This window comes from Sporosarcina sp. P29, from assembly GCF_002743265.1.
Classification (GTDB): Bacteria; Bacillota; Bacilli; order Bacillales_A; family Planococcaceae; genus Sporosarcina.
In genome coordinates this window covers 1-22,280 of record NZ_PDYX01000011.1, presented here as the reverse complement: position 1 = coordinate 22,280, position 22,280 = coordinate 1, and the positions used below count along the sequence as shown (strand labels likewise).

General features: G+C 35.6%; 29 protein-coding genes and 2 pseudogenes. 1 reads left to right on the top strand and 30 read right to left on the bottom strand.

Annotated elements, in window-relative coordinates:
* Positions 1–558: 558 nt before the first annotated feature.
* From CSV68_RS10690 to CSV68_RS10530, 29 genes and pseudogenes are all read right to left on the bottom strand, one after another.
* Positions 559–774, bottom strand: a complete 216-nt coding sequence (locus CSV68_RS10690; protein ID WP_099662118.1) for a hypothetical protein — start codon at positions 772–774, stop codon at positions 559–561.
* 100 nt (positions 775–874) lie between these two features.
* Complete coding sequence (locus CSV68_RS17340) at positions 875–1,051, bottom strand: hypothetical protein (protein ID WP_199175026.1); 177 nt, start codon at positions 1,049–1,051, stop codon at positions 875–877.
* Between the two features lie 369 nt (positions 1,052–1,420).
* Positions 1,421–1,828, bottom strand: a complete 408-nt coding sequence (locus CSV68_RS10680) for a hypothetical protein (RefSeq protein WP_099662116.1) — start codon at positions 1,826–1,828, stop codon at positions 1,421–1,423.
* Positions 1,829–1,945: 117 nt separating this feature from the next.
* Positions 1,946–2,188, bottom strand: coding sequence for a hypothetical protein (locus tag CSV68_RS10675; RefSeq protein ID WP_099635397.1), 243 nt, complete (start codon positions 2,186–2,188; stop codon positions 1,946–1,948).
* A gap of 98 nt (positions 2,189–2,286) precedes the next feature.
* A complete protein-coding gene (locus tag CSV68_RS10670) occupies positions 2,287–2,550 on the bottom strand; it encodes a hypothetical protein (RefSeq protein ID WP_099662115.1) in 264 nt (87 codons plus the stop codon).
* Between the two features lie 84 nt (positions 2,551–2,634).
* A complete protein-coding gene (locus CSV68_RS10665; RefSeq protein WP_039044266.1) occupies positions 2,635–2,937 on the bottom strand; it encodes a hypothetical protein in 303 nt (100 codons plus the stop codon).
* Between the two features lie 97 nt (positions 2,938–3,034).
* A complete protein-coding gene (locus tag CSV68_RS10660; RefSeq protein ID WP_099662114.1) occupies positions 3,035–3,373 on the bottom strand; it encodes a hypothetical protein in 339 nt (112 codons plus the stop codon).
* Positions 3,374–3,484: 111 nt separating this feature from the next.
* Entirely contained in the window at positions 3,485–3,904 is a 420-nt protein-coding gene (locus CSV68_RS10655; protein ID WP_158233512.1) for a YrvL family regulatory protein, read from the bottom strand.
* Between the two features lie 134 nt (positions 3,905–4,038).
* A complete protein-coding gene (locus CSV68_RS17190; RefSeq protein WP_099662112.1) occupies positions 4,039–4,281 on the bottom strand; it encodes a hypothetical protein in 243 nt (80 codons plus the stop codon).
* A gap of 446 nt (positions 4,282–4,727) precedes the next feature.
* Positions 4,728–4,928 (bottom strand): hypothetical protein, encoded by a 201-nt coding sequence (locus tag CSV68_RS10640; protein ID WP_099662111.1) that lies wholly within the window; start codon positions 4,926–4,928, stop codon positions 4,728–4,730.
* 700 nt (positions 4,929–5,628) lie between these two features.
* Positions 5,629–5,859 (bottom strand): ATP-dependent Lon protease, encoded by a 231-nt coding sequence (locus CSV68_RS10630; RefSeq protein ID WP_099662110.1) that lies wholly within the window; start codon positions 5,857–5,859, stop codon positions 5,629–5,631.
* Positions 5,860–5,990: 131 nt separating this feature from the next.
* Positions 5,991–6,281 carry a hypothetical protein gene (locus tag CSV68_RS10625; RefSeq protein ID WP_099662109.1) on the bottom strand — a complete coding sequence of 97 codons (291 nt, stop codon included), beginning with the start codon at positions 6,279–6,281 and terminating at the stop codon, positions 5,991–5,993.
* Between the two features lie 763 nt (positions 6,282–7,044).
* Positions 7,045–7,509 (bottom strand): annotated as a pseudogene (locus CSV68_RS17640) (SMI1/KNR4 family protein); the annotation flags it as partial.
* A gap of 216 nt (positions 7,510–7,725) precedes the next feature.
* Complete coding sequence (locus tag CSV68_RS10615) at positions 7,726–7,932, bottom strand: hypothetical protein (protein ID WP_099662107.1); 207 nt, start codon at positions 7,930–7,932, stop codon at positions 7,726–7,728.
* A gap of 120 nt (positions 7,933–8,052) precedes the next feature.
* A complete protein-coding gene (locus CSV68_RS17185; protein ID WP_158233511.1) occupies positions 8,053–8,214 on the bottom strand; it encodes a hypothetical protein in 162 nt (53 codons plus the stop codon).
* 102 nt (positions 8,215–8,316) lie between these two features.
* Complete coding sequence (locus CSV68_RS10610; RefSeq protein ID WP_099662106.1) at positions 8,317–8,559, bottom strand: phosphatase; 243 nt, start codon at positions 8,557–8,559, stop codon at positions 8,317–8,319.
* A gap of 962 nt (positions 8,560–9,521) precedes the next feature.
* Positions 9,522–10,220 (bottom strand): CPBP family intramembrane glutamic endopeptidase, encoded by a 699-nt coding sequence (locus tag CSV68_RS10595; protein WP_099662104.1) that lies wholly within the window; start codon positions 10,218–10,220, stop codon positions 9,522–9,524.
* Between the two features lie 233 nt (positions 10,221–10,453).
* A complete protein-coding gene (locus CSV68_RS10590; RefSeq protein WP_099662103.1) occupies positions 10,454–11,845 on the bottom strand; it encodes an L-cystine transporter in 1,392 nt (463 codons plus the stop codon).
* A gap of 432 nt (positions 11,846–12,277) precedes the next feature.
* Positions 12,278–12,616, bottom strand: a complete 339-nt coding sequence (locus tag CSV68_RS10585) for a DUF1048 domain-containing protein (RefSeq protein WP_099662102.1) — start codon at positions 12,614–12,616, stop codon at positions 12,278–12,280.
* A 19-nt stretch (positions 12,617–12,635) separates the two neighbouring features.
* Positions 12,636–12,956: a PadR family transcriptional regulator gene (locus CSV68_RS10580; RefSeq protein WP_099662101.1), complete on the bottom strand. Its 321-nt coding sequence runs from the start codon at positions 12,954–12,956 to the stop codon at positions 12,636–12,638.
* 1,114 nt (positions 12,957–14,070) lie between these two features.
* Positions 14,071–14,403, bottom strand: coding sequence for a cell division protein FtsK (locus CSV68_RS10570; protein ID WP_099662151.1), 333 nt, complete (start codon positions 14,401–14,403; stop codon positions 14,071–14,073).
* Positions 14,404–14,604: 201 nt separating this feature from the next.
* Positions 14,605–15,504: a DMT family transporter gene (locus CSV68_RS10565; protein ID WP_099662099.1), complete on the bottom strand. Its 900-nt coding sequence runs from the start codon at positions 15,502–15,504 to the stop codon at positions 14,605–14,607.
* Between the two features lie 238 nt (positions 15,505–15,742).
* A complete protein-coding gene (locus tag CSV68_RS10560) occupies positions 15,743–16,051 on the bottom strand; it encodes a hypothetical protein (protein WP_233192903.1) in 309 nt (102 codons plus the stop codon).
* A gap of 80 nt (positions 16,052–16,131) precedes the next feature.
* Positions 16,132–16,689, bottom strand: a complete 558-nt coding sequence (locus tag CSV68_RS10555) for a GNAT family N-acetyltransferase (RefSeq protein ID WP_099662098.1) — start codon at positions 16,687–16,689, stop codon at positions 16,132–16,134.
* A gap of 82 nt (positions 16,690–16,771) precedes the next feature.
* On the bottom strand, positions 16,772–17,149 hold the full coding sequence (locus tag CSV68_RS10550) for an LptM family lipoprotein (RefSeq protein ID WP_099662097.1): 378 nt from the start codon (positions 17,147–17,149) through the stop codon (positions 16,772–16,774).
* Between the two features lie 59 nt (positions 17,150–17,208).
* Positions 17,209–17,385, bottom strand: coding sequence for a hypothetical protein (locus CSV68_RS17335; RefSeq protein WP_199175025.1), 177 nt, complete (start codon positions 17,383–17,385; stop codon positions 17,209–17,211).
* A 357-nt stretch (positions 17,386–17,742) separates the two neighbouring features.
* A complete protein-coding gene (locus tag CSV68_RS10540; protein WP_099635402.1) occupies positions 17,743–18,336 on the bottom strand; it encodes a hypothetical protein in 594 nt (197 codons plus the stop codon).
* A 129-nt stretch (positions 18,337–18,465) separates the two neighbouring features.
* On the bottom strand, positions 18,466–19,035 hold the full coding sequence (locus tag CSV68_RS10535) for a hypothetical protein (RefSeq protein ID WP_099635403.1): 570 nt from the start codon (positions 19,033–19,035) through the stop codon (positions 18,466–18,468).
* A gap of 127 nt (positions 19,036–19,162) precedes the next feature.
* Positions 19,163–21,424 (bottom strand): sensor histidine kinase, encoded by a 2,262-nt coding sequence (locus CSV68_RS10530; protein WP_158233510.1) that lies wholly within the window; start codon positions 21,422–21,424, stop codon positions 19,163–19,165.
* A gap of 465 nt (positions 21,425–21,889) precedes the next feature.
* Between CSV68_RS10530 and CSV68_RS10525 the strand changes: the two genes are divergently transcribed.
* Positions 21,890–22,069 (top strand): hypothetical protein, encoded by a 180-nt coding sequence (locus CSV68_RS10525; protein ID WP_099635405.1) that lies wholly within the window; start codon positions 21,890–21,892, stop codon positions 22,067–22,069.
* Between the two features lie 95 nt (positions 22,070–22,164).
* Here the strand turns inward: CSV68_RS10525 and CSV68_RS10520 are convergent.
* A pseudogene (locus tag CSV68_RS10520) lies at positions 22,165–22,280 on the bottom strand (chemotaxis protein CheV); the annotation flags it as partial.

The window sequence follows — 22,280 nt, the reverse complement described above, 5'->3', positions numbered from 1 at the left end:
CTTGGATACATTTAGTGCCCAAAGTTGAGATAGTGGTTTGAAACCGTTGATCTGCGTTGCAACCGGACGTGTGTCTTACGGGCGGTGAACCACACCCCTTGCTTCGCTCGCAAAAGCTGTTCTTCGTTACGTCTCTTATTGGTTTACCCAGTCGCCGATTGTAGCGAAGATCAACATTTTGACTGACTACTTTACCAAATGTTTTTTATTAAGCGAATCATCATTTTCGGGATAAACATCAAGACGTTCCAAGCCACTTCAAATAAGATTGAATCCCTAAGTTCATTTAGGATATTTTTAAAAAAGCCATTTCGTTATTTTCTATTATTTTTCATCTTCTACACTTCAATACCCCACTTATTTGAATCCCAATTTACTATTTGGTGCAATAAATATATGGTTCGCCATAAAAATTCCTACTTTACTACATATATTTATCCACAGGCAAAGTCCCAAAATTTTTTAACTACTACTCAATGTCCCTTTAGTTGAATTAGAAAAAGAGCTGTTTTAGCAGCTCAATGATCTTCAAGTAAAGCCCACCATTTGCTTAGAGAATTAAAAATTTCCATTCTTAGCTTTGCTAGTTATAAATCGCTTTATATCACAAAACCCTATTATTCCACAGACGATTACACCGAGTCCTAAAATACTTGTTAGAATCCAATTTTCTCCCCAACCAATGATTACACTGTATAAGCAACCTAACGCAATAACTAAAGCAGCATATTTTGCTCGCCATTTTTCTAGTTTTGAGGAACTGTCATTACTCAAAATAACCCACCTCCAATTTTCCTGGATGGTAAAAGTAGTAATTACACTATTAAACTACTGCTCACGTTAACTGAACGTCTAAAAACATTTTAAAAACGATTTATTCGTCTTTTTCTTTCTGGTCATTGTCTTTTTCGAAATTCATTTTCAAGGTAGTGTTAATATTAATTAAAGCTATTAATATAAAACTAAGCATGATGAAAGTGACAATTTCACCTGTGAAAAAAGATACAATACCTAATATCATGGCATATACTCCGTACCACTTGCTATTCATATGTGAAACCTCTCTTTTACCAAATTGCCCGACTGTAGAATAAGTAAAACTTAATCATCTATATTCTTTTAACGAATTTGTCTTTTAGATTTAAAATAAGCTCAAACAAAAAGAAAGCTAACAAACCACTCCAAATGATAAAACTCGGAGAGAACAAGCCACTATCTGTTGATAAATAATAAAAATAGTTCGCCGCTGACACTAGCATGTAAGTATAAAAACCGAAGATTACTCCTTTTTTCGAGTTGAATGATTCTTTATCGCTCATCTTTTTGAAGAACACCACATTGTCACCTCTTTAACCTCGTAATCCAACACAATTCTTGCACAACCTTGTTCAGTTTATGCGCCCGAATGGTTCAAGTAATTTCATTTTTCAAATTTAACTACTGTCTTTTCTGGCAACTCAATTTCATCAATGTCGAAATTATTTAATTGTAGAATGATTTTCCCTTCTCTTTTTGAAGACTCATCCCCCACCCAACAACTATATAGTTCAAAGAAATCATCTCTCTTTATATAACTATTCATCATTTCACATAGGGCTAATAATTTTTCTTTAGATTCAATCAGCATTGGTTTGTATACGTATTTAGTAATCTCAATTCCCCAATCACTGGAAATCTCGTACATAAAAGGTGTAGTAAAGTGATTCCGTTGAACTTCTTGGCGATGAGATTCATCTGAAAAACAATCACCAATAATAATTCGATTTTTGGAATCTCCATCACTTAACGGAATCTCTACGTTAGTTCCCAGATAACTTGCTAGACTCATTTCCGATCGCCCCGTTCCCACTTGAAAAATTTAATTTCAGCTTTTCTCAATCTGGCCCGTTTACGTGATCTGGACGCAATCACTTTTTTAAGCAATCGCGCCCTTTGGTTTAATAAATTAAACCATTGAAAATCCCGAAAAGATAAATGCAACAACAAGAATAGATTTTATATATCCACTGTATTTCGGAGTTCCGTACTTTTTTTCGAAAGAGGCAACATAGTCAATAAGTAAAGTTAATCCAACTATTAATATAACAAACCCTATTTTATCCTCTTGAACAATTAATGCCCGCAGAGCCATAAAACCAATCAAGAAATATCCTAAATAACCTAATGAGAATCGTATAGAATTCTTCATATCTTCACTCCTTTTTCGTTAAATGGCCCGATTGCGATATAGACGAAATTGCTTATAAAGCATTCGCGCCCGATTGCTATAACAGTTTCCACTAAAATTCACGCTTCTGTTTTAGTATCTATTTCTCTTTTTCTAACATCAGAAATTGTCTTTACAGCCACAATTAAAAAGAGAGCAATAAACCCCACTTTGAATCCTATTGCCCAATTCCATATGAAAGCCGAGAAAATGACTCCAAATGTTAATGCTATATGGTATAGAACTTTATAAGACCTTTTTGAAAAAATGTCTATTACAAAAAACATAATGAATAGAATCATGAATATATTTCTTAAAACTTCAAACAGAGCGTTCCAATCCATCTTTTAACCTCCTTTCACAAAATGGCCCTATCACAGAATGGGCGCTGATCCTTATTAAAGAATCGCACCCGAGTGCTACATAGTCTATTCTCCCAACTCAGATAACCATTTACGAAGTTTTGCTTTAGGATAATAAATTTTATTATTTATAAGGACATGTGGTATGTCTGGATATTCTTGAATTAAGCTTTTCGCATCTTCTTTAGAAATCCCTATAAAGTAATGAACATTATTTTCCTTTATCAATTCGTGTTCATTGTCATCATCTTCAAAGAGTTCACTAAGACTGTCTTTAGCATCAGGATTTTTAAAGTTTTTAAGCCCATTGCCTATAAAATACCCTGCAGCTGCAATTCCTATAGCAATCCATATTAAATCAAACCCCATACTGACATCCCTCCTGATTTTCTACATATTTTATTCGATTATTTGGCCCTATTCTTGCACAACTATGTTCGGTTAATGCCCCCGATTATTGAAGGTTTTAAATAACCACGAAAAACAATAGTGTTACCAGAATAGAAACAACCAAGATCGTTGATAAAATTCTACCTACTTTTGCTCCCCAATCACTCTTGAATTTATAACCAATAATTAGTGCTGGTATATAAAAAGCAAGAGAATAAAACACTGTATAATGCATACCTGTATTAACATTTGACCAAGGCTTCACACGCATGAGACGCAAGATATAATCGCCAAGAGCATCGTATGTTCCAAAGGAGACAGAAAATAATAAACCCAATATAAATAGCAATAACGACAATGAACCCCATCCGATTTCTTTATGAGTTTTAACATTTTCAATACTACTGCTAACCATTAGTTTCACCCTCTTTCTGAATTTCAATCAATCATAATACGTCCCTATTGCGGTATTGGCGCGCCTCTTGTAGAGCAATCGTCCCCGTTAAAGGAGGTCTAATATTATTTACTACCTTTTTTTATCATCAAACACTATGTCAATGCTAACTATAAGAAGTGCTGTTAAAAATACTGCTAAGCTTGATAAAACTACTGTTGTCATTAATTCATTAACTATATATATAACAATCCAGCTTAAAATAAATTTAATTAGAGCTATCCAAATCCATTTTTCTTTACTGGTTAGGTTTGCTCTCGTTATAAAAAATAAAGTGATTTGCTCTAATATTTCAAAGAAAATGCCAACCAAAAAAGCAAAGAATATGAATAGTAGTAAAGATCCAATTGATTCATAAGAAACACCAATCAAAGAGAAAAAACCTGCTAGACCAAAAATAATTCCACCAAAAACTATACCAATCGACACTGCAACCAGTAGAGTCATTGCCACCCCAATAATAATCTTATCCCTTAATTGCAACACAATCACCTTTTCACTTAATTCCTTAAACAAAATTTAAATTATAAAAATCAATCCTCTATTATTTGGGCCATTTAAGACACAAACCTTTTGCGAACATACGCCCCCTTTGTTCGTGAATAATATATCCTTGAATTTTGACGTCAGTTGGCGTTCACAAAATAAACCACAAACATAAATATGAAAAAGCTGAAAAACATAAAAATATTAGCTACGATTAACCAATATTTTCTTACCAATGCTGCGAATAAAATTCCCACTGGAGCAATAATAAAAGTCACTAAAAATAAAGGACTGGCTACTTGGAAAACTATATTAGGAATCCAAGCTAGTATACAAATTAATAAACAAGCCAAGGATATTACTTTGAAATTCTGGTTGTCCATTCCACGCGCCCCCCTTACCATCTGACACAATAATGCACCGACTATAACTCTTCAAAATAGTCCGTTTGGAGAATGCTTTGCTAAGCAATCAGCACCAGTTACGGAATGGAATGGAATATCTAAAGCCATGCCCACTACCCTTGTGCAGAATCCCTTTTTTTAATTACTAAATCTGAGACTACAAATGATATTGCAGGAACTAATGGCAACAAAACTATCCAATTTCTGAAGCCCAAATAAAGTAGAGGCGCAATAAAAGCGATAGCACCAAAAAATATAGTTAATTTCGATTTTCTCTTTATTCCGAGTAAAAGAAAAGTAATTGACATGAACATTATTAACCCTAAGAAAATGTTTATCAAAACATCCTCCCCTTTCGCCTCTTAATAGTCCAATTACCAAATAGAGTGAAGATACCTTACACAGGATTCACATCCGTTGAGTGCCTAATTAAATGTCGGGGAAGTCACTCCAGCTAAGATTATTAAAAGTGATATAGAAGCGACTATCGCAGGCTTCATTGATGTTTTCTCGTCTTTCACTAATGAAGAAATCGTATAAACCAATGAAAAAACAAATACAAATGGCCAGAAAAACCAAGTCCAATAATAAAAAATGCCTATCCCCTGCATCAAGCTAATCAGCATACAATTTCCCTCCCCGCTTTTTTTGGCATATTCGCCTTTTCTAATTTATCTTAAAGGTCATTCAATAAAATGGTCCGATTGCAGCCATGTCCTTATGAATTAAATACGCCTGTTAATAGTAGTTTTCATTCCAAATGTCTCTCTGGCATTTTGAGGAACCAAATATATATAGCCAATGCAGTTATAACGCCATATAATAATTTGATCTCGATAAATATCATTACAAATAGATAGCTTAGAAGGAAAGTCAATATCCCACCCAAAACAGAACTAATTGTTTTTGGTAACAAAAATTTATAACTTAGTTTATAAAAAATAAAGCCACCAACTGAACTCACAAAAATTGATAACACCAATATGTAAAAAAAACTTAAAAACATTCTATCACTATCCTTTTTAAAATTCTTTAGTTTCTTTTGGTTTTTCAACACTGATATATGCCCCTAAAATTAAACCTCCACTGACAATCCATAAATAACAGATTTAATGTCAGTATGAATATTTAAATTGGATGTAACCACAGCCAATACAAGAGAAATCAAAATTAATAAATAGATTTTAGATTTCATTTTATTCATCCCTTTTTCAAGAAAATCCACTGTTTATAACAAGCTATAACTATTATTAAACCGGCCCTATTGCGGTATTGGGAGTGATTGTTCGTGAATCAACCGCACCCGGTTATTAAAAACGTCTTCTATTAGTTTTCCGTTTCTTTTTTGTCTCTTTCTTTTATATATCTTTCGTATGCCGCTTTCATCCTATCATTGCCATTGGCTGTTACTACTTGTTTATGGATCTCATTAATTAAAATAAATGTCCTGAAAACGACTCCTATAATAACTGCACATAAGATATAAATTCCAATAGGATCTAAGAGAGCCAAGATACCTAAAAGTCCAGCTAATAGAATGGATAATAATAACTTCACAAAACTCCCCCTTAATCTGCCTACTTATATTCAACTAAATATTGGCCCAGTTGCTGAAAAAAGCCGCAATTCCTTGTGAAAGAATCCGCCCGCGATACTTGAGCATAGTTCCGTTTCACCTAATTTTATTTTTACTCATTAAATAATTCATTGATGTAATTGTATCGACCAAGCACTTTAAAATTTTTATTCGATTCATCAAATTCGACTACCAATACTTCTCCACGCATTCCTGAGTCTATGTTAGTATCAACAATTGCTATTCTATTTTCTGCAAGTTGAACAACTGTTTCACCACTATAATCACTTACTTCTAATAAGGATGGAAAGTCAGATTGAAAAGACGGCGTCGGTTTTAATGCAATTATTGCCAAACACACTAAAATACCTATCATTATATTTTTGCTTGTTTTATCATACATATATTCCCTTCCTATCTACATGAATATGTGAAAACATCCTCCAACAAAGTAGCCCATTCTAGGCATAAGTATTTTGCAATATCTGCACCCGAGCTCGGTAATCTTCTACCCTATTCACGGTCTTTTTGAGAGCGTTCATTTACTATATATGGATTTATAATAAAACCATATATTAACCCTACTGCAACTACTAACAACAAAAACTTCCTATCGATCAAAGCATTATTTGTTATAAAATTATATGGTATATAGATTACCAGAAATATAATTACATGAATAAAGCTTACTCTAAGTCGTTGTTTAAACGTTTCCACTACTCATACACCCTCTGTCCCATATAATAAAAGATTTTCTTCAATCTGGACCATTAGTTGAAAAATCGACTAAATTATATACTAAATCTACTTTGTAATAGTTTTAATGAAGATAGAGCAAATTCTAAAACATTCTTATTTTCACTTTTGGAGAATCCCTGTAAAACTTCAAGTAAATAATCATCTTCTAAAATCCCGTTATTATCGCCTCTTGCACAGCAGTTTAAAAAAAGAAGTGAATTGTAATGTACTTTTGGATTTTGATGACATCTCATTTTTTCGACCATATATCGTATCAACTCGTTATTAGTTGAGAGTATATTTGTAAATAAACGGTCAATTTCTTTTGGTGTTCCCTTTTGAATTAAGTCATCTATTTTAGCGTAATAATCTTTTATTTCTTGTTTGGTAAGTCCAGTATTAAATGTATCTATTCCCTCTTGTTCAATGTAATCAACAAGTCCAGTCATAAATTCTTCGAAATTCTTCGCTAATCTAATTTCTTGATTCTGTTCAGCATTTAAAAAAATTACAGGAGGGTCCACTTTACTATTCCGATAATCAAGTGCAACAAAAGAGTGCCCATCTCCAGAAATTAGTACAACATTCTTAGGTAAACCCCATTCACGAATTAAATATTCACTTTCTAGTATTCCACTTTCCTTTCCCACACCAATCCCAAATATGTGATCAACATGAACATGATCATCAGCCCACGAAGTCGGTACATCTAAAGGATATGAATTAAATTTAATGTAACCACCATTTTGTTGGTTCAAAACACTTATGTAAGAATCCGGTAACTTAACTTTCAATTTTTCTTCCGCTTGTTTTACAATTTCAACTGTTAATGATTCTAATCTGCCGTAATTATTGTCTTGTTGCCAAATATTCTCCACACGCAAGTCCCCCATGAAACAGTAGTTTTTTTACTTTCCTCTATTTTGTATTTGGTTTGGTTTGGTTTGGTTTGGTTTGGTGGTTATTATGGCTCTGTTCCGAAATCACTCTATTTGTTTAACGCATTTGATAGTTAACCACTAGATCATAACCATTCTTCTATACATTATCCGACTTATTACTTCTCGAATTGTTTAATCTAACTAAAACTGTATTCAAGAAGGAAAAAGTCAAATAAAAAAATCCGGTATTAACAAAAAACCTAACCACATAAAACTAAAGCCACCGTATTCATATATACCTAGCCACTCAGCAGGAAATCCCAAAAATCGAGAACCATCATCAATCCTCAATCCGAAACTAGGAATAAAAGAAAAGAGAATAACAAAGGCAATACTTAAACTTAGAATGTAAACTTTCTTATTATTACTCTTCATACAAATCCCTTCTTTCAATCCTTATTAATCAATCATTTGGTTCATTTTAGGCATAATGCATATGCGATAACCGCAACCGATTTTAGAGGTGCTTGTTTTTTAAAGCATTAGATCCCTAACTCAAAGTGCATTTTGTTTTTCTTTTTTACGTTGAATTTCCAACAAAATAAATCCTCCCATTAACGCAACAGGCAAACTCATTGCAAATACTAATGGTTCTATAAAACTTGCAGCTGCACCACAGATAATAGTTGAAATAATTGCTGTTAGAACTCTTCCCATGAAATTCTCTCCTTCTAGTTGGTTGAAATTCGGTCCTTATGTAAACCTGTTGCAATTCTGTACTGGAATTCGCTTCGTTCGTTCGTTCGCCCGCCAATATTATTATGCTTTTCTATCCTCAGTCACTAAAAACCTGATGCCGGTTATTACCAACAAAATGGATATTATCAATGGGATAAACCCTACTTTTAACAGTGCAGTTCCAAAAACTCCATAATTACTGTTCCAGCCTTGTCCATCAACACCCCCAAGAGTAAGAGAATAGATGGATGCTGATATTAAAGCAGAGCCGTAGATAAGGGCACTCGATAGAACTAAAACCAACCCTATGTTTGTATTTTTCATTTCAAACATCCTCCTATTATGTTTTTAATACTAACTAGCAAATTATTGGCATCATATTTGTGCAATAAATATCCTCGTTAATTGTTTTTTCAATATCCTTAATTAACCATTTCATCTTCATTTTCTAGTTGCTCAACTATTAAAAATTGGCCCAGTTACTGAAAAGGATGCAAATGCTTCTTCAAGAATTAGTACTCGATAACGTAATTAACCACCCTTTTGCCATTTGTAAAAAGATATAGAAAAAGTGCTAATGAACAATATCAGAAAAGAAACACCCAAAAGGAGTGGTATAAATGTGAATGCATGTATAGTGCTACCCTCAGTAGTCCAACTTGATGCCCCCGCAGGTCGTGAGAACGTGGTTGCCATCCCTTCTCCATTAGCTCCAAATATTAAAAACACGACACCCAAAAATAAAAAAGCTATAGGTATTCCAAACAACTCTGTCATTATATGTTTAATTTTAATCTCTCCAGTACTTAAGAATTTGTCCCGTTTGATGCGTAATGGTTGTTCAGGTAACGCCCCGTTGACGAAATAGAATACATCATTAGTAAGACATTTTCTTATATTGGTATCTTAGAAATTCTAGAGTATAGAAATTTATAAGTGTTAGCACTGGAATAAAAAATGCGAATACTAGTACTCCCAAACTACTAAAGACACCATCTGTTTGTTTATGAAAAGCTTGTACATCAAATTTACAAAAAAGGACGGTCGCTATTAGTAAGATCACAGTATTTATAACCCATGCTGTTAAAACACTCAACCACTTATTACTTTTTAGTTTAAATATCCATATACCAGTTATGGTGGAGACTAGCAGAGTAACAAGCAATGTAACTAGTATTATTGTATTCAAGATATATCCTCCCATAACTTACTAATCTGGACCAATTACCGAAAACAAGTGCAATCCTTCTTCGAGAATTCCCCCCAGTTACTAGTAAAACCATAATTCAGCCCATTGCTGTTAGTAAAACTGCAATTGTATTAAATATGCCATGAATAATTATTGCCGGAATAATAGAACCTGTCTTTTCATAGGTCCAAGCAAATACAACACCAGTGATAAAATTTACAGGCATCGCATTTAACGTTGGAAAATGAGCAGCCGTAAAGATCAGTGAGCTGAACACAATCCCCCAGCCCATTCCAAGTCTGACTCTTAGCCAACGATAAATAAACCCTCGATAAAAAATCTCCTCGTATATAGGCGATATGATACCAGCGGAAACAAAGGCTATAAAAACCGTAATTACGTTTACATTTTGTTGCAGGCTCTCCGTTTTACTGTTATCTACATCATTTCCGACCAGGCTAGTTAAAAGTACGACAGCCACACTTAACACAATGGTTATGAATAGCCACATTAGAATCCTCCACCAATACGATGCAGGAAACCCTTTTACTCCAACATCTCTCCATGACAAATTTTGTGGTTTCAACGCAATAAAATATAAACCTAACATGAGCACAACTGCAATTGTTAATCCAGTCACCGTTCCTGAGTATAGTGTATGATCAAACCAGAATTGATATAGTGACTGCATACCATATTTAACAGCTACCATGACGAATACAAATTCGAGTAATAATAGCAAAATAAATTCCTTCCATGTCCATGCATCATTTTGTTTCCACTCTGGTGTATTCATAACCTAATTCCCCTTAAACAGCTTGTTTTTCTTAATACACGGTCCTGGCACTCTTGCGGATCTGTGAATCTACACTTATTTTTCTACTAGTATAACAGAATTTCCCAAAAAACATCTTACATAAATCAAATAATTCCATTTTATCCAGTTCGACCTGGCGTTCTAATCCGATATTCATTTCATTAAAAAAATCCCGCAGGAGACAATGCCGTCTCCTGCGGGATTACTTTAAATTACGCTTCTACTGTTTGTTTTTCAAGTGATTCATTATACATTTCCGTATCAAGTTCACCCGTCACGCGGGCTGTTGTGACACCCGCTGTCATCGAACCACTGACGTTTACCGCAGTACGGCCCATGTCAATCAATGGTTCAACCGAAATCAATAACCCTGCGAGTGCAACAGGAAGATTTAATGCCGACAATACTAGAATTGCGGCAAATGTCGCGCCTCCCCCAACACCCGCTACACCAAATGAGCTAACCGCAACGACCGCGATTAATGTTACTAAAAATGTTGGGTCCAGTGGATTTATACCAACCGATGGAGCAATCATGACAGCGAGCATCGCTGGGTAAATCCCTGCACAACCATTTTGCCCGATCGATAAACCAAATGATCCAGAAAAGTTTGCGATTCCTTCAGGTACGCCTAAACGGTTGGTTTGTGCATGAATCGTTAACGGTAATGTGCCCGCACTTGAGCGTGATGTGAAAGCAAATATCAACGCTTCTCCTGCTTTTTTCACATACGTCACTGGATTTAATCCCGATAATGTAATAATGAGCAAATGAATGCCGAACATCACGAGTAAGGCGACATACGAAGCAAGAACAAACTTCCCGAGACTGTAAATCGCCATAAAGTCAGACGTCGCTACAGTTCGCGCGATGATCGCTAAAATACCATATGGCGTCAAACGAAGAACGATTCGTACAACACCCATGATCAACGCGTACATCGCGTCAATTCCTTTTTTTACCGTGACCGCATTTTCTTCATCTCTTCTTGTAATCGCTAAGTAAGCAAACCCAAGGAATGCCGCAAAAATAACGACGCCAATTGTTGAAGTTGGACGCGCTCCCGTGAAGTCTAGGAAAGGATTGGCAGGTAATAAATCAATGAGTTTTTCAGGTAATGAAAGATCAGCTACAGTTTCGTAGTTCTCTTCCATAGAAAGCCCACGCGCCGCTTCTGCTTCTCCTTGTACAATTTCAGAAGCGTCCAGTCCAAATAGAAGCGTGACTGAAATTCCCACAATCGCAGCAATCGCAGTTGTACCGACGAGCATACCTAAAATCGTCCCCGCCATTTTACCAAAGTTTTTTCCAATCGTCACTTTCGTAAAGGCTGCTAAGATGGAAATAAAAACAAGTGGCATAACAATCATTTGCAGTAATTTAACATAGCCGGTCCCGATTAAGTTAAACCACGGCATCGACTGCTTGAGGATCTCAGATTCTGTACCATATGCAAAATGTAAAATAAGTCCGTAGCCAATCCCGAGCCCTAGCCCCGTAAAAACACGTTTTGAAAATGAAACCTTTTTGCGATTCATTCTATATAATAGGCCGACTAGTAATAATAGGCCCGCAATGTTCACAATGAGTAAAAAAGTATTCATCATACCATGCTCCTCTATTTTTATATTATTGTAGAATTTACTATAAATTATACTTTATCCCCTTAATCCTTATTCGTCAAGTATGATTTAAGGGTAATTGAATTAGACAATCCTTTGCACTACTCACAACAGTTTAGCAACATGACAAAGCACTTTATGTTATGTATGGGATTCATCGAAAAATCCAATAAAAAAGGAAATACCAACGTCGGCATCCCCTTGAAAGTTTATACATTGACCATAAACGTCTGGCTACTCAAATACTGAATCGAAATCGACATAGTTACAACAGCTTGACTCGAACTTGAATTGTGGAAGAAGTTACGACTTGTTGTTAAAAGTAGATACGTAGCACGTTAATCGAATTACATATGAATAAGATGTGAAGCTCCATCTCAAAGTGTCACTAATCTTTTTTTCTAATGTGTTACGTTAACCACGATGAATCGTATCGTTCAACTTCGTTCGATACTTGTTCGTCCAAGTATTTGCGTCCTTCACTAATTCATCGCAGAAATCGGCTACATTCTCACCAGTGAGTTCCGTAACTTTCCTTCCTTGCGCTGCACCTTCTTCGAAGAGATCGAGAATGCTACCAAAAATACGGCTGATATCTTTCCAGTCAGTCAGGCCACCACACGCCGATAGATATTTTTCGATTGCTTTGTAAGCGTTACGGTACTCACTCGGTAGTTCCTTCACACGCGCCTTCATAGCCTTCCATTCTCTCTTGTCATCAAAACTGCCAATAATTCTCTCAAAAATATTCATCTTCTATCTCCTTTTTAATTTAGTTTGATTGTAGTTCGTTCATTTTATTCGAGACAAATTCCCACTTAGCCCAAAATAGTGTAAGTTGCTCTCGACCCGCATCATTGAGTGTGTAAAACTTTCTAGGCGGTCCCATATTGGATGGTTTTTTCTCGATGTTCACCAAGTTGTTTTTCTCAAGTCTCATAGTAATCGTATACACCGTGCCTTCAACTACATCAGTAAATCCCAGTTCCCGAAGCTGTTGCGTAATTTCATATCCGTACGTTTCGCCACGGCTAATGAACTCCAGCACACACCCTTCAAGAACACCTTTTAACATTTCGGTAATATTTCCCATCCCTACCTCCACTTGATTAGTTATTATTTCAGTACTCTGTATCGCCGGTATTCGGTACCACTAACTACCTTAATATTAATATAGAATAGTGTATTTCGTCAAATGAATATCGTAATTCTCCTATTAATTATTTTGCTTCCCCTTAACTCTTTGAATTTCACGATATCTTTATTGATGAACGAACACTTGAAACTATTCCTTCTCACGATGAGCAGCCACGGTATTAAATCCATGAAAAAATCCCGCCAATTATTGATTTGGCCGGATTTCTTCATGTACTTTATATAATTGATAATGAAGTGTCTAACTCATTGACTAAAACAGGACACCTATAGCGCTTACCTGGTGATAAATGGTGCTGATCCTGGCGGTGCATTTCGTATCATATCCACTAGAGAGAAAACGTAACCGAACGCGACAATGAACAGCTTAATTGTAATCCCAACACTCCACCGTTCTATCTGCTTCAGTGTCTCACTTGCATGCTCTCCACCTCGTGCAATAAGGAATTCTGTATTTCCTTATTGCACGAAGAACATTAGGTTTAAGACGGTATAGACAATCAGCACGCTACCTATAGTCACAAACGTTCCTCCAACTGCTAATGAACAACTAAGTGACAAAAATAAACCTCGTGTTATAATCGCACCCATAGGTGGGATAGTGGTTTGAACCCGTTGATCTAATACGTTGGTGAATAAATTCTATCTGTATCGGTATCAATAACAAAATCGACTTCCAACTTAACATCAAAAAAGATTCCCTCAAAGTTATGGAGCGTACAAAATATTGCAGGAAAATCCCTACTGTCATACGTTAATTCTTTTGCTTTTTTATACTTTTCTCTTAATTGTCGTTTGGTGCATTTCTTTCCTGAAACTAAAACTTGATGGTAATAACCGTCTATATTAATAATCAAAATAATCAGACTGATTGCTAGTCAGTTATATAGCTTAAATTTTTATCAACCATCTAATCACCCGATTATGATACGATTCTTATTCATTTAACCGAGCCCGTTTATTTAATAAGTTGTTAGTCCATCGTTAGCCAATAGTGTACCTAAATAAGATAGGCATGACCTATGGGAAAGAAGCCTTTCGGAAAAAAGATATTAAAATATCAGCTCATGTAATTCCCCATTAATAAACATATTTAAGCCGATCAATGAAAGTATAATGCCTACATAAAAAGGCCAAGGATTATCTTCTTTTTCTTTATCAAAAGTAAATATAGTCACTACACAAAAGGCCAATGTAATAACGGGAATAAAGCCGTACTGTGATCCAAAAGTAAAAGCAATTCCTCCGAGAATCATTCCTATTAGTCCATATGGATTTTGTGTTGGAATTCTGTCCAAGTATTCTTTTTCTTTATCCGAAAGACCTTCTCTATCTATGTCTTTCATTCTATTTAGGAATTTAATTATTTTTTTAAATGCCTTCATAAACCGATCCTGCTTTCCCGTTACTTCAACCTCTATCATTGAATAACCATTTTACACAATTTGGCCCGATTCAGGCACAATCCTCATCTCACAAACGCACCCGATAGTGAAATTGAATAAAAGCTATAAATACTCAGCTGATAAAGATTAACTAGAAGAACACAGATACCTTTAAATATCTGTGTTCCCAGTTATCCGTTTTTAATAAGCTTTCTCAGGATGATTTCCATGTTCGTCTTTAATAACAATCAAGACACCAAAGAGAATTAAGATGGATCCAATCCAAAAGGTGAAAGTAAGCGTTTCGCCAAGTATCAGCCATCCTAGTAAAGCTCCCACAATTGGTTGGAAGAAAAAATAGAGACCACCACTGGATGCATTTAACTTTTGTAGACCACGATTCCACAGCAGAAATGCAATGGCTGTAGATATAATCCCCAGATAAATTAAACCTCCCCAAATCTCTGGTCTGACCAGATCACTCATATTAATCTCAGGCAATCTTGGAATAACAAAGGGAGTTAAAATAATCACAGCGATTAAAGTCGCATATGTTGTGACAACGATTTGAGAATAATCATGGGGCAGACGTTTTATAAGCACGGACATGAGTGCCCATGTCAACGCTGCTATAATAAGCGATAGACCACCAAGCATACTGGACATATCCAGATTATCGACCCCAACAATCACAATCACACCAACAGTCGCCAGAAACACCGAAACAAATTTTCTGATAGTCAGGCGCTCTTTCAGGATTAAACTAGCGAATACAACCATGAATGCTGGTGTTGTAGAGGTTATAATCGCGCCCATTTGTGCAGTAGTAAGCATTGTTCCTGTTTCCTGGGCAACAATAGAGACCGCATACCCTATAACTGCAATCGCAACTATAAGGCCAATATGCTGTTTTTTTATCTTCCAATTCTGTTTGGTTAACAGTCCAATCGTGACTAAAGCAAGAAGAGCAATCACATACCTTATCCAAACAAGTTCAACCGGTGGTATGACTGCCACCACAACTTTAACGACAACATACATGCCTCCCCAAATGCTAGAGGCTAAAATTAGATATAATGAACCAATAAATGTATTTTTCATTCCGCACCCTCCGTTTTTAAGCTTTTTATAAGCGCCTTAACGGAGAGAAGTACACTTTACATTCTCTCCGTCAAGAGCGGGAGAATGCAGCTGGTACATCATTTTCAAAAAGTGGAGCGTAAAACATCTGTCTCAACTCCTTCTAGAATAAATTAATAAAGCCATTTATAGCTGTATTAACGAATAAAATGGCCCGATTATGATATAGACGAAATCGCTTATAACACAAACGCGCCCGTTAGCGGATAATGGGAGCAATAATTAACATTAATATAGAGCTTGAAACTAGAATGGCGCTTATACTTCTTGGTAGTTTTACATTTTTATCGCCTTTGTAAAATCCAGAGAACTGCAGCTTGTTTCTATACAAAACAAAAAGAATAATTAGGATGGCTACTCCTACTAGCCAAGCGCCATTAGTATCATCTACACTTGCTCCAAAACTTGTATAGATTAATTTCACAAGGCCACTTAATAGAGCTCCAATAATTAATAATATAAATGCGATACGAATCATTTCCAAGCCTGCTCCCAAGCCTTTTTTCATTTTTTCACCCCTTAAAGTATAGAAATCCTTTTAAGAATCTTTTTTTCTCAATCTGGCCCGATTATTGAAATTAATATTCTTTAAGTAGTGACAAGATCAGATTTTAAAATGGAATACATATATAAGTCATCGAATTTGCCACAAGTAAATTCATAATGTCTTAATAATCCTTCTTTTTCAAAACCCAATTTATCTAGCAATTTCAGCGATGCTAAATTAGCAGGTTCGACTAGTGCTTCAATTCGTTCTAACTGTAAGTTTTGGAATCCATATTTAACTACCGATTCCAATGCTTCACCTGCAATACCTTTCCCCCAATACTCTTTGCTTAACTCATAACCGATTTCAATCCGAGAATGCTCAACAGATTTATTTAAAAAACCGCAACTACCGATTATCTCATCCGATCCCTTTAACGAGATTCCCCACCTAATGCCAGTTCCTTTTTCAAAAATTGACTGATACCATGAAATTTCAGCCAATGCATCGTCAATTGACTTAAATGGTTCTAATCCATAGTACTTCATCACATCAGTATCAGAAAAATACGTTAGAAGGTTCTTTGCATCATCGTTAGTTACTTGTCTTAAAATCAATCTATCTGTTTCAAGCACTGGGAATTCATCTACTTCTATCATTTTTAAACACCCCTGAATGGAAAATATATAATTAAGTAAATTTGCCCGATTGAAGCACAAGCATTGTGCTGTTAAAACCCCATTAGTCTATACTAGTCATAGGATAAGGCGTTGATTTACCATTAACTTGGATATCAATAGTATCAACGGACTCGTCTGTTGTTAACGTGTATATATATTGCTTTAGTTTATTATCGTTCGCATCCACTTCATCCAACTTGATAAGTGCTGTTTTATCTACTGCTTCCAAACTAGCTTTAACATCTTCTTGTGATTGAAAAACAATGTAAGATATTTTACCATTTTTATTAATCATTTGAAGTTGATCATCAGGGTTTATTGCTTTCTTTACTTTTTGAGGAACAGTATCCACTTCCTCAAAGCTTAACTTTTTCTGTGCACAGGCTGATAGAGATAAGATTGCAAAAGCAAAGAACATTATTAAAAATAATTTCTTCACCAATTTCACTCCCTCATTAGTTTAGTGTTATTTAAAGAACCTAGCCCAATTACACAATATTACTGCCTATTAGGAAAAAACTTATTGCCGATCATGCCACCTATCATAGCTGATAAACCAACAACGATAATCTTTATTATCGTATGGATATTGGGGATTAAATACTCCATAACAAGCATGACTATCAGTACAAATGCACCTGTAAATAAAGCCATGCCTATACTTCCTCTTCTCAATAATAACGCCCCCAAGTAGATTAATTGGCCCGCTTGAAGCACAAATCTTATTAATGAAATGTTCCCGAACAGAGTAATTTTCTATCCTATTCACATTTTTTTGGGGGGCGTTCATTTACTATATATGGAATTATAATGAAGTTATATATCAGCCCCGTTGAAATCGCTAACATCAAAACCTCTTTTTCTATCAAAACATTATTTGCTATAAAATTATATGGAATATAGATTGCCAAAAATATGATTACATAAAAAAAGCTTGCTTTAATTCTTTGTTTAAAGATTTCCACTACTCATACACCTTCTGCTCCATTTATATAAAAGAAATTCTTTAACCTGGCCGATTGCTTCGTACTCTCACTTGTGAGATACATCATAAAAAACGGTGGTATAGTGATTAAAACTTGCTCGAAAATCTCCACGTACAGTACCTAACATCCTTTGCAAATCGCTTCTGGAAAAATACTTTCCGTTTCTTATCATTCTAACACTATCTTCCAATTTAAGGAGTGCGTTTATGCTATCCACCAGGTATACTCTTTCTTCTCTGGAATAATCTCCTTCAGAAACAAGGCTTAACAGGGTATTTCTTGCCTGTTGTACATCGAGAAGTATTTGATCCAGTTGATCTTTATCAATTGTTTTGGATTCGGTCCCAAGCAACCATTGTTGTTCAAAAGTCGGAAGAATATATTGAGTTCGATATACCGTAGGATTGTGATTTTCACTTTTTACATCCTTATCTAGATCTTTCTCATAGGCGGCTTTAAACTGACCAACCTCTTCTTCGTAGGTTTTACCATTATGCGTTTCCGAACTAGGATGATAGGTAAAACTTTGATGGATGCTAAAAGGTGATAATGGATAATACCAAGATATGAAAGCTATACCAAGTACAATAAATACTCCGAAACCTATCCCCCATACCTTCCTTTTACGTTTTGTATTCATATAAATCCCCTTTATCTTCACACTATTGCACTTGTTTATTCAGATGGTTATAGTATATTTCGTCCTGACCGCAGCATGGATCGTATTCGTTTATCAAAGCCGTTTACCACCTATTCGTTTCAATGTTATTTAAATTTCTTTAATCCATATTTTCCAATCAGAGATCCCTTCGATCTCAAACACATGTAAATCCTCAGGGACGGGTACATTGCTTTTGATATACCCCAATTCATAATCCAAAGGAAGTCCAAATTCGTCACGTAGAAGCAGAGTTTGAATGTCATCACTTTCCTTAAAGGGGCCATTCATTTGAACGATTCCTTTAGCTACCCATTGACCGTCCACTTTATGAACGTCAGCTACCCAAATATCCTGATCATTCATTACACCCCTAAAAATAAGTAACTCCAATTCTTCGCTAACTTTATATGAACCATACACATGTATTTCTCTTTCTTCGTTCCCACTCTCTATTGATTTTAAAGCATCTTCCGGACTGTTAACGACGCTTTGACTACTTTTAGTACACCCTGTAAGTAAAAGACCAAGTGATAGAACTATCATGATAAATTTGGATTTCATTTTTTCATCCTTTCCAAATAGTAAAATTTTGGTTTCCACCTCTTGAAATTTAGACGAATCAGCTCTTGCTTTCGTTTCACTCTTCCAAAACTTTTCCTGTAGCTGAAAAAGGGGCAATCCTCGTTAAAGAATTGCCCCTGTTCATGAAATCAACTTAATCATTAGCGAGATATTTTATACATTCTAGAGTATAGAACACAGACTCATTACTAAAGAATTTAAAGCTACTAAAAAACGAATTCTTCTAGAAATAAATATCCGAGAATTCGTATCTCACTCTCTCCGCCCTATCCATCTCACTATTTAGCTCATATACACTTCCGTTATAGGTAGAATTCTCGATGGGTAGCTCAACAATAAATGTACCGCCCGCACCGAAAACACTTTCAACATGCAGTGTGCCGCCATGTAGTTCAGCTAAAGATTTTGCTAAAGGTAAACCAAGTCCCGTGCCTTCAGATAGACGATTGAAATTCTGATTTAATTGGATGAACTTTTTAAAGATTTCCTGTAAATCTTTTTCCTCGATCCCGATTCCTTCGTCAATGACGGAGATCCTGACAGTATGGTGGTCGGTTACTGCCAATTTCACTAGTATCTGTTTACCTATTGCAGAAAATTTAATTGCATTTGAAATTAGGTTGAGTAGAATCCTGTCGAATTTATAGACATCCAATGCCATAATTACCTCCTCCACATCGGGGTCAAACAGGAGTTGAATATCTTGAGAACTCGTATAGTCTGAAACCGATTCTACAATCTCGTCAATAATCTCTACTATATTATGATTGTATGTGACCAATTCATACACTTCCGATTCCAACTTGGAAATGTCCAAAATATTATTCACCAATTTTATGAGTCGATAATAATTTTGTATCGTCGCCTTATTGATATTGAGTATTTCTTCCCTATATTCTTCGAGAGAATCATTTTCCAAATACAAGTTCAATAATTGTGCGCTACTGAATATGACACTTAACGGTGTTTTTAGTTCATGAGATATATTAATGAAGATTTCTTCTTGCATTGTGAGTAGTTTCTCCATGTTTTCTTTTGCGATTTCCTCATCTGAAATATCAAACCCTATCGCGACAATCTTCTCTACTATATTGTCACAAGTATATATAGGATGGAATATGGTTTTTGTGTACTTCACCACTCCACCTAACATGGCTTGATGTTTGTGTACAAAAGGACTTTTAGTTTCTATAGAAGTCTGAATTCCATTTTTCACGCCTTGTAAATTATCTACTCTATAGAAATCAAAAAGAGATCTCCCGATTATATCTAGTTCTGTGGAGATATTTTTTCGTTGTTTCTTTAAAAATTGGAATGTATGTTGATTAATATAATTGATTTTATAGTCACCCGGAGAAAAGGACATATAAAAAATTGGAGACACGTCCATGTTCTCTCGTAGCGCTTGATATTCCGCGACTTTATGATTAAGCTCTATATCTTTGTAAATCAGAATACCGCCGTCTATATTCCCTTGCTTGTCATAAAGGGGTAGGCCCTCACATGAATAATACGTCGTAGGCCATTCGCTCGTTTCAATAATTTTATGATTGCTTAACCTTTCACCACGTAATACTCGCTGTTCAGGGGTATTTTCAAACAGTATCCTTTCCCCATTTTCATCATTTAATTCACGCGCCACACATATTACTTTACTCGAAATAGATTGTATATTCATGTTATACGACGGTAGATATCGAGATAGGAAGTCTTTACCCGTATTGTTTACATACACGTAGTTTCCGTCCTTATCCAATATATTAATCGCATCTGACATATTCCCCAGAACCAGTTCCACATCTGCATGCTGTTTTTCGGAACACTTTCTCATATTGGCCCTCTCCGTTACATCATAAAAGGAAATGACGGTAAATTGGCGATCCCGTTCTCCGTTAATCATTTTTATATTGATATCCCAATACGTCGACATTCCCCCATCCCCGACAGCCTCTACTTCAAATTCATGAAGGGACACGCCCTTAGAAAGTACATCCATGATGGCGGCTGGAAATTCGGCGTGATTACCTAATACGTTGTCGGAATTACTATTCATCGACGATAAGACATCTATATAGTTCTCATCATGCTGCAGAAGAATTCCTTCGGGATAGCTAAAAATCGCGACAGAACCATTCTTATTGGCTGCCTCGCTACCGAAATTATCTAACGTGAAATACAATGAAGGACTTTCCAAGTTCTCGAAATAATATAATTCAACACCAGAATCCAGCGTACTAACGCTTATTGCCACTTCTTTCGGCAATAAATCATGTGTATAAATATAGCCACGTGCTACATCTTCAATAGCTTGGATGGATAGTTGATGTTCTGATTTTAGTAATACTCCTAAATCTATAAGGGATAATCCGACGAAGTCCCTTTCCTCGTATCCAGTTAACTCCAGGAATCCATCACTTACGTTAGAGATTTCATTGTTTTTAACATATATATGAGGAATACTCTTTTTTCTTTGTATATTGTTCATCATAAGCACCCCATTTCCCTTTAAATATATCATTACTTTCATTCCATTGTCTTCTGGTAACACAATCTTCTGTTAATATTCTAGTGGAGTGCTTCCATTTCACCAATCCTTGACGTATTTGTGTTAAAATAGAAGAGAAGATTCAACACAGAGTACAGTCACACATTCTATTTCCCCAAAGAGTAAAAGCGTATTTTATTTTAAAGGAGGAATTAAAAATGGCTAAAGACGACAGAAAAGAAATTATGAAGACAAACGAAATGCGCACGAGAGAGATTTCCTAAATGATCGGTGAAGGCGGGATGGGCGCGGATAAGTATTATGATATTAAAAAAGTGCCGCCAGCAGAAAAAGTCATCGAAGTACCCGAAGGCAAATCAACGAAGAATAATTAACAGGTAGACACACCTGCAAATGTACACATTTATCCTGAAAAATACATTTTAATAAAAGGTGGAGACGAACATGACTAAAGACGACCGTAAAAGAATTGTTAAAGAACATGAAATGCGCACGAAAGGTATTTCAAGAATGATTGATGAAGGTGGAGTAGGTGCAGACAAGTACTACGACATCGAGAAAGATGGACTTAAGGGAGAATATGTTCCGATAGACGATCAAGTGAAAAAAGACAACGATAAATAACATCCTCAACACGCCACTTTCCAGTACCGGAAAGTGGCGTGTTTTACTCTGCGCATGAAAAAAAGACCCCCGTATCCAACGGAAGTCTCTCATTCTTACAATATATACTTATCAATCTTCAATACCAATTCTGCGATTTCCGGCTTACTGACTTGATCGTCCGCTCCGACACTGTCCCCTTTATGCTTCAGGTCATCTGTGATGAGTGAAG

Coding starts and splice junctions, on each gene's coding strand:
- CSV68_RS17185 (WP_158233511.1), bottom strand. CDS start 8,214: ATGGGAAGAGTTCTAACAGCAATTATTTCAACTATTATCTGTGGTGCA.
- CSV68_RS10660 (WP_099662114.1), bottom strand. CDS start 3,373: ATGGTTAGCAGTAGTATTGAAAATGTTAAAACTCATAAAGAAATCGGA.
- CSV68_RS10570 (WP_099662151.1), bottom strand. CDS start 14,403: ATGAAGGCATTTAAAAAAATAATTAAATTCCTAAATAGAATGAAAGAC.
- CSV68_RS10560 (WP_233192903.1), bottom strand. CDS start 16,051: ATGAAAAAAGGCTTGGGAGCAGGCTTGGAAATGATTCGTATCGCATTT.
- CSV68_RS10665 (WP_039044266.1), bottom strand. CDS start 2,937: ATGGGGTTTGATTTAATATGGATTGCTATAGGAATTGCAGCTGCAGGG.
- CSV68_RS10595 (WP_099662104.1), bottom strand. CDS start 10,220: ATGAATACACCAGAGTGGAAACAAAATGATGCATGGACATGGAAGGAA.
- CSV68_RS10675 (WP_099635397.1), bottom strand. CDS start 2,188: ATGAAGAATTCTATACGATTCTCATTAGGTTATTTAGGATATTTCTTG.
- CSV68_RS10590 (WP_099662103.1), bottom strand. CDS start 11,845: ATGAATACTTTTTTACTCATTGTGAACATTGCGGGCCTATTATTACTA.
- CSV68_RS10670 (WP_099662115.1), bottom strand. CDS start 2,550: ATGGATTGGAACGCTCTGTTTGAAGTTTTAAGAAATATATTCATGATT.
- CSV68_RS17340 (WP_199175026.1), bottom strand. CDS start 1,051: ATGAATAGCAAGTGGTACGGAGTATATGCCATGATATTAGGTATTGTA.
- CSV68_RS10585 (WP_099662102.1), bottom strand. CDS start 12,616: ATGAATATTTTTGAGAGAATTATTGGCAGTTTTGATGACAAGAGAGAA.
- CSV68_RS17190 (WP_099662112.1), bottom strand. CDS start 4,281: ATGGACAACCAGAATTTCAAAGTAATATCCTTGGCTTGTTTATTAATT.
- CSV68_RS10580 (WP_099662101.1), bottom strand. CDS start 12,956: ATGGGAAATATTACCGAAATGTTAAAAGGTGTTCTTGAAGGGTGTGTG.
- CSV68_RS10565 (WP_099662099.1), bottom strand. CDS start 15,504: ATGAAAAATACATTTATTGGTTCATTATATCTAATTTTAGCCTCTAGC.
- CSV68_RS10615 (WP_099662107.1), bottom strand. CDS start 7,932: ATGAAGAGTAATAATAAGAAAGTTTACATTCTAAGTTTAAGTATTGCC.
- CSV68_RS10530 (WP_158233510.1), bottom strand. CDS start 21,424: ATGAACAATATACAAAGAAAAAAGAGTATTCCTCATATATATGTTAAA.
- CSV68_RS10625 (WP_099662109.1), bottom strand. CDS start 6,281: ATGTATGATAAAACAAGCAAAAATATAATGATAGGTATTTTAGTGTGT.
- CSV68_RS10525 (WP_099635405.1), top strand. CDS start 21,890: ATGACTAAAGACGACCGTAAAAGAATTGTTAAAGAACATGAAATGCGC.
- CSV68_RS10680 (WP_099662116.1), bottom strand. CDS start 1,828: ATGAGTCTAGCAAGTTATCTGGGAACTAACGTAGAGATTCCGTTAAGT.
- CSV68_RS10540 (WP_099635402.1), bottom strand. CDS start 18,336: ATGAATACAAAACGTAAAAGGAAGGTATGGGGGATAGGTTTCGGAGTA.
- CSV68_RS10640 (WP_099662111.1), bottom strand. CDS start 4,928: ATGCTGATTAGCTTGATGCAGGGGATAGGCATTTTTTATTATTGGACT.
- CSV68_RS10610 (WP_099662106.1), bottom strand. CDS start 8,559: ATGAAAAATACAAACATAGGGTTGGTTTTAGTTCTATCGAGTGCCCTT.
- CSV68_RS10555 (WP_099662098.1), bottom strand. CDS start 16,689: ATGATAGAAGTAGATGAATTCCCAGTGCTTGAAACAGATAGATTGATT.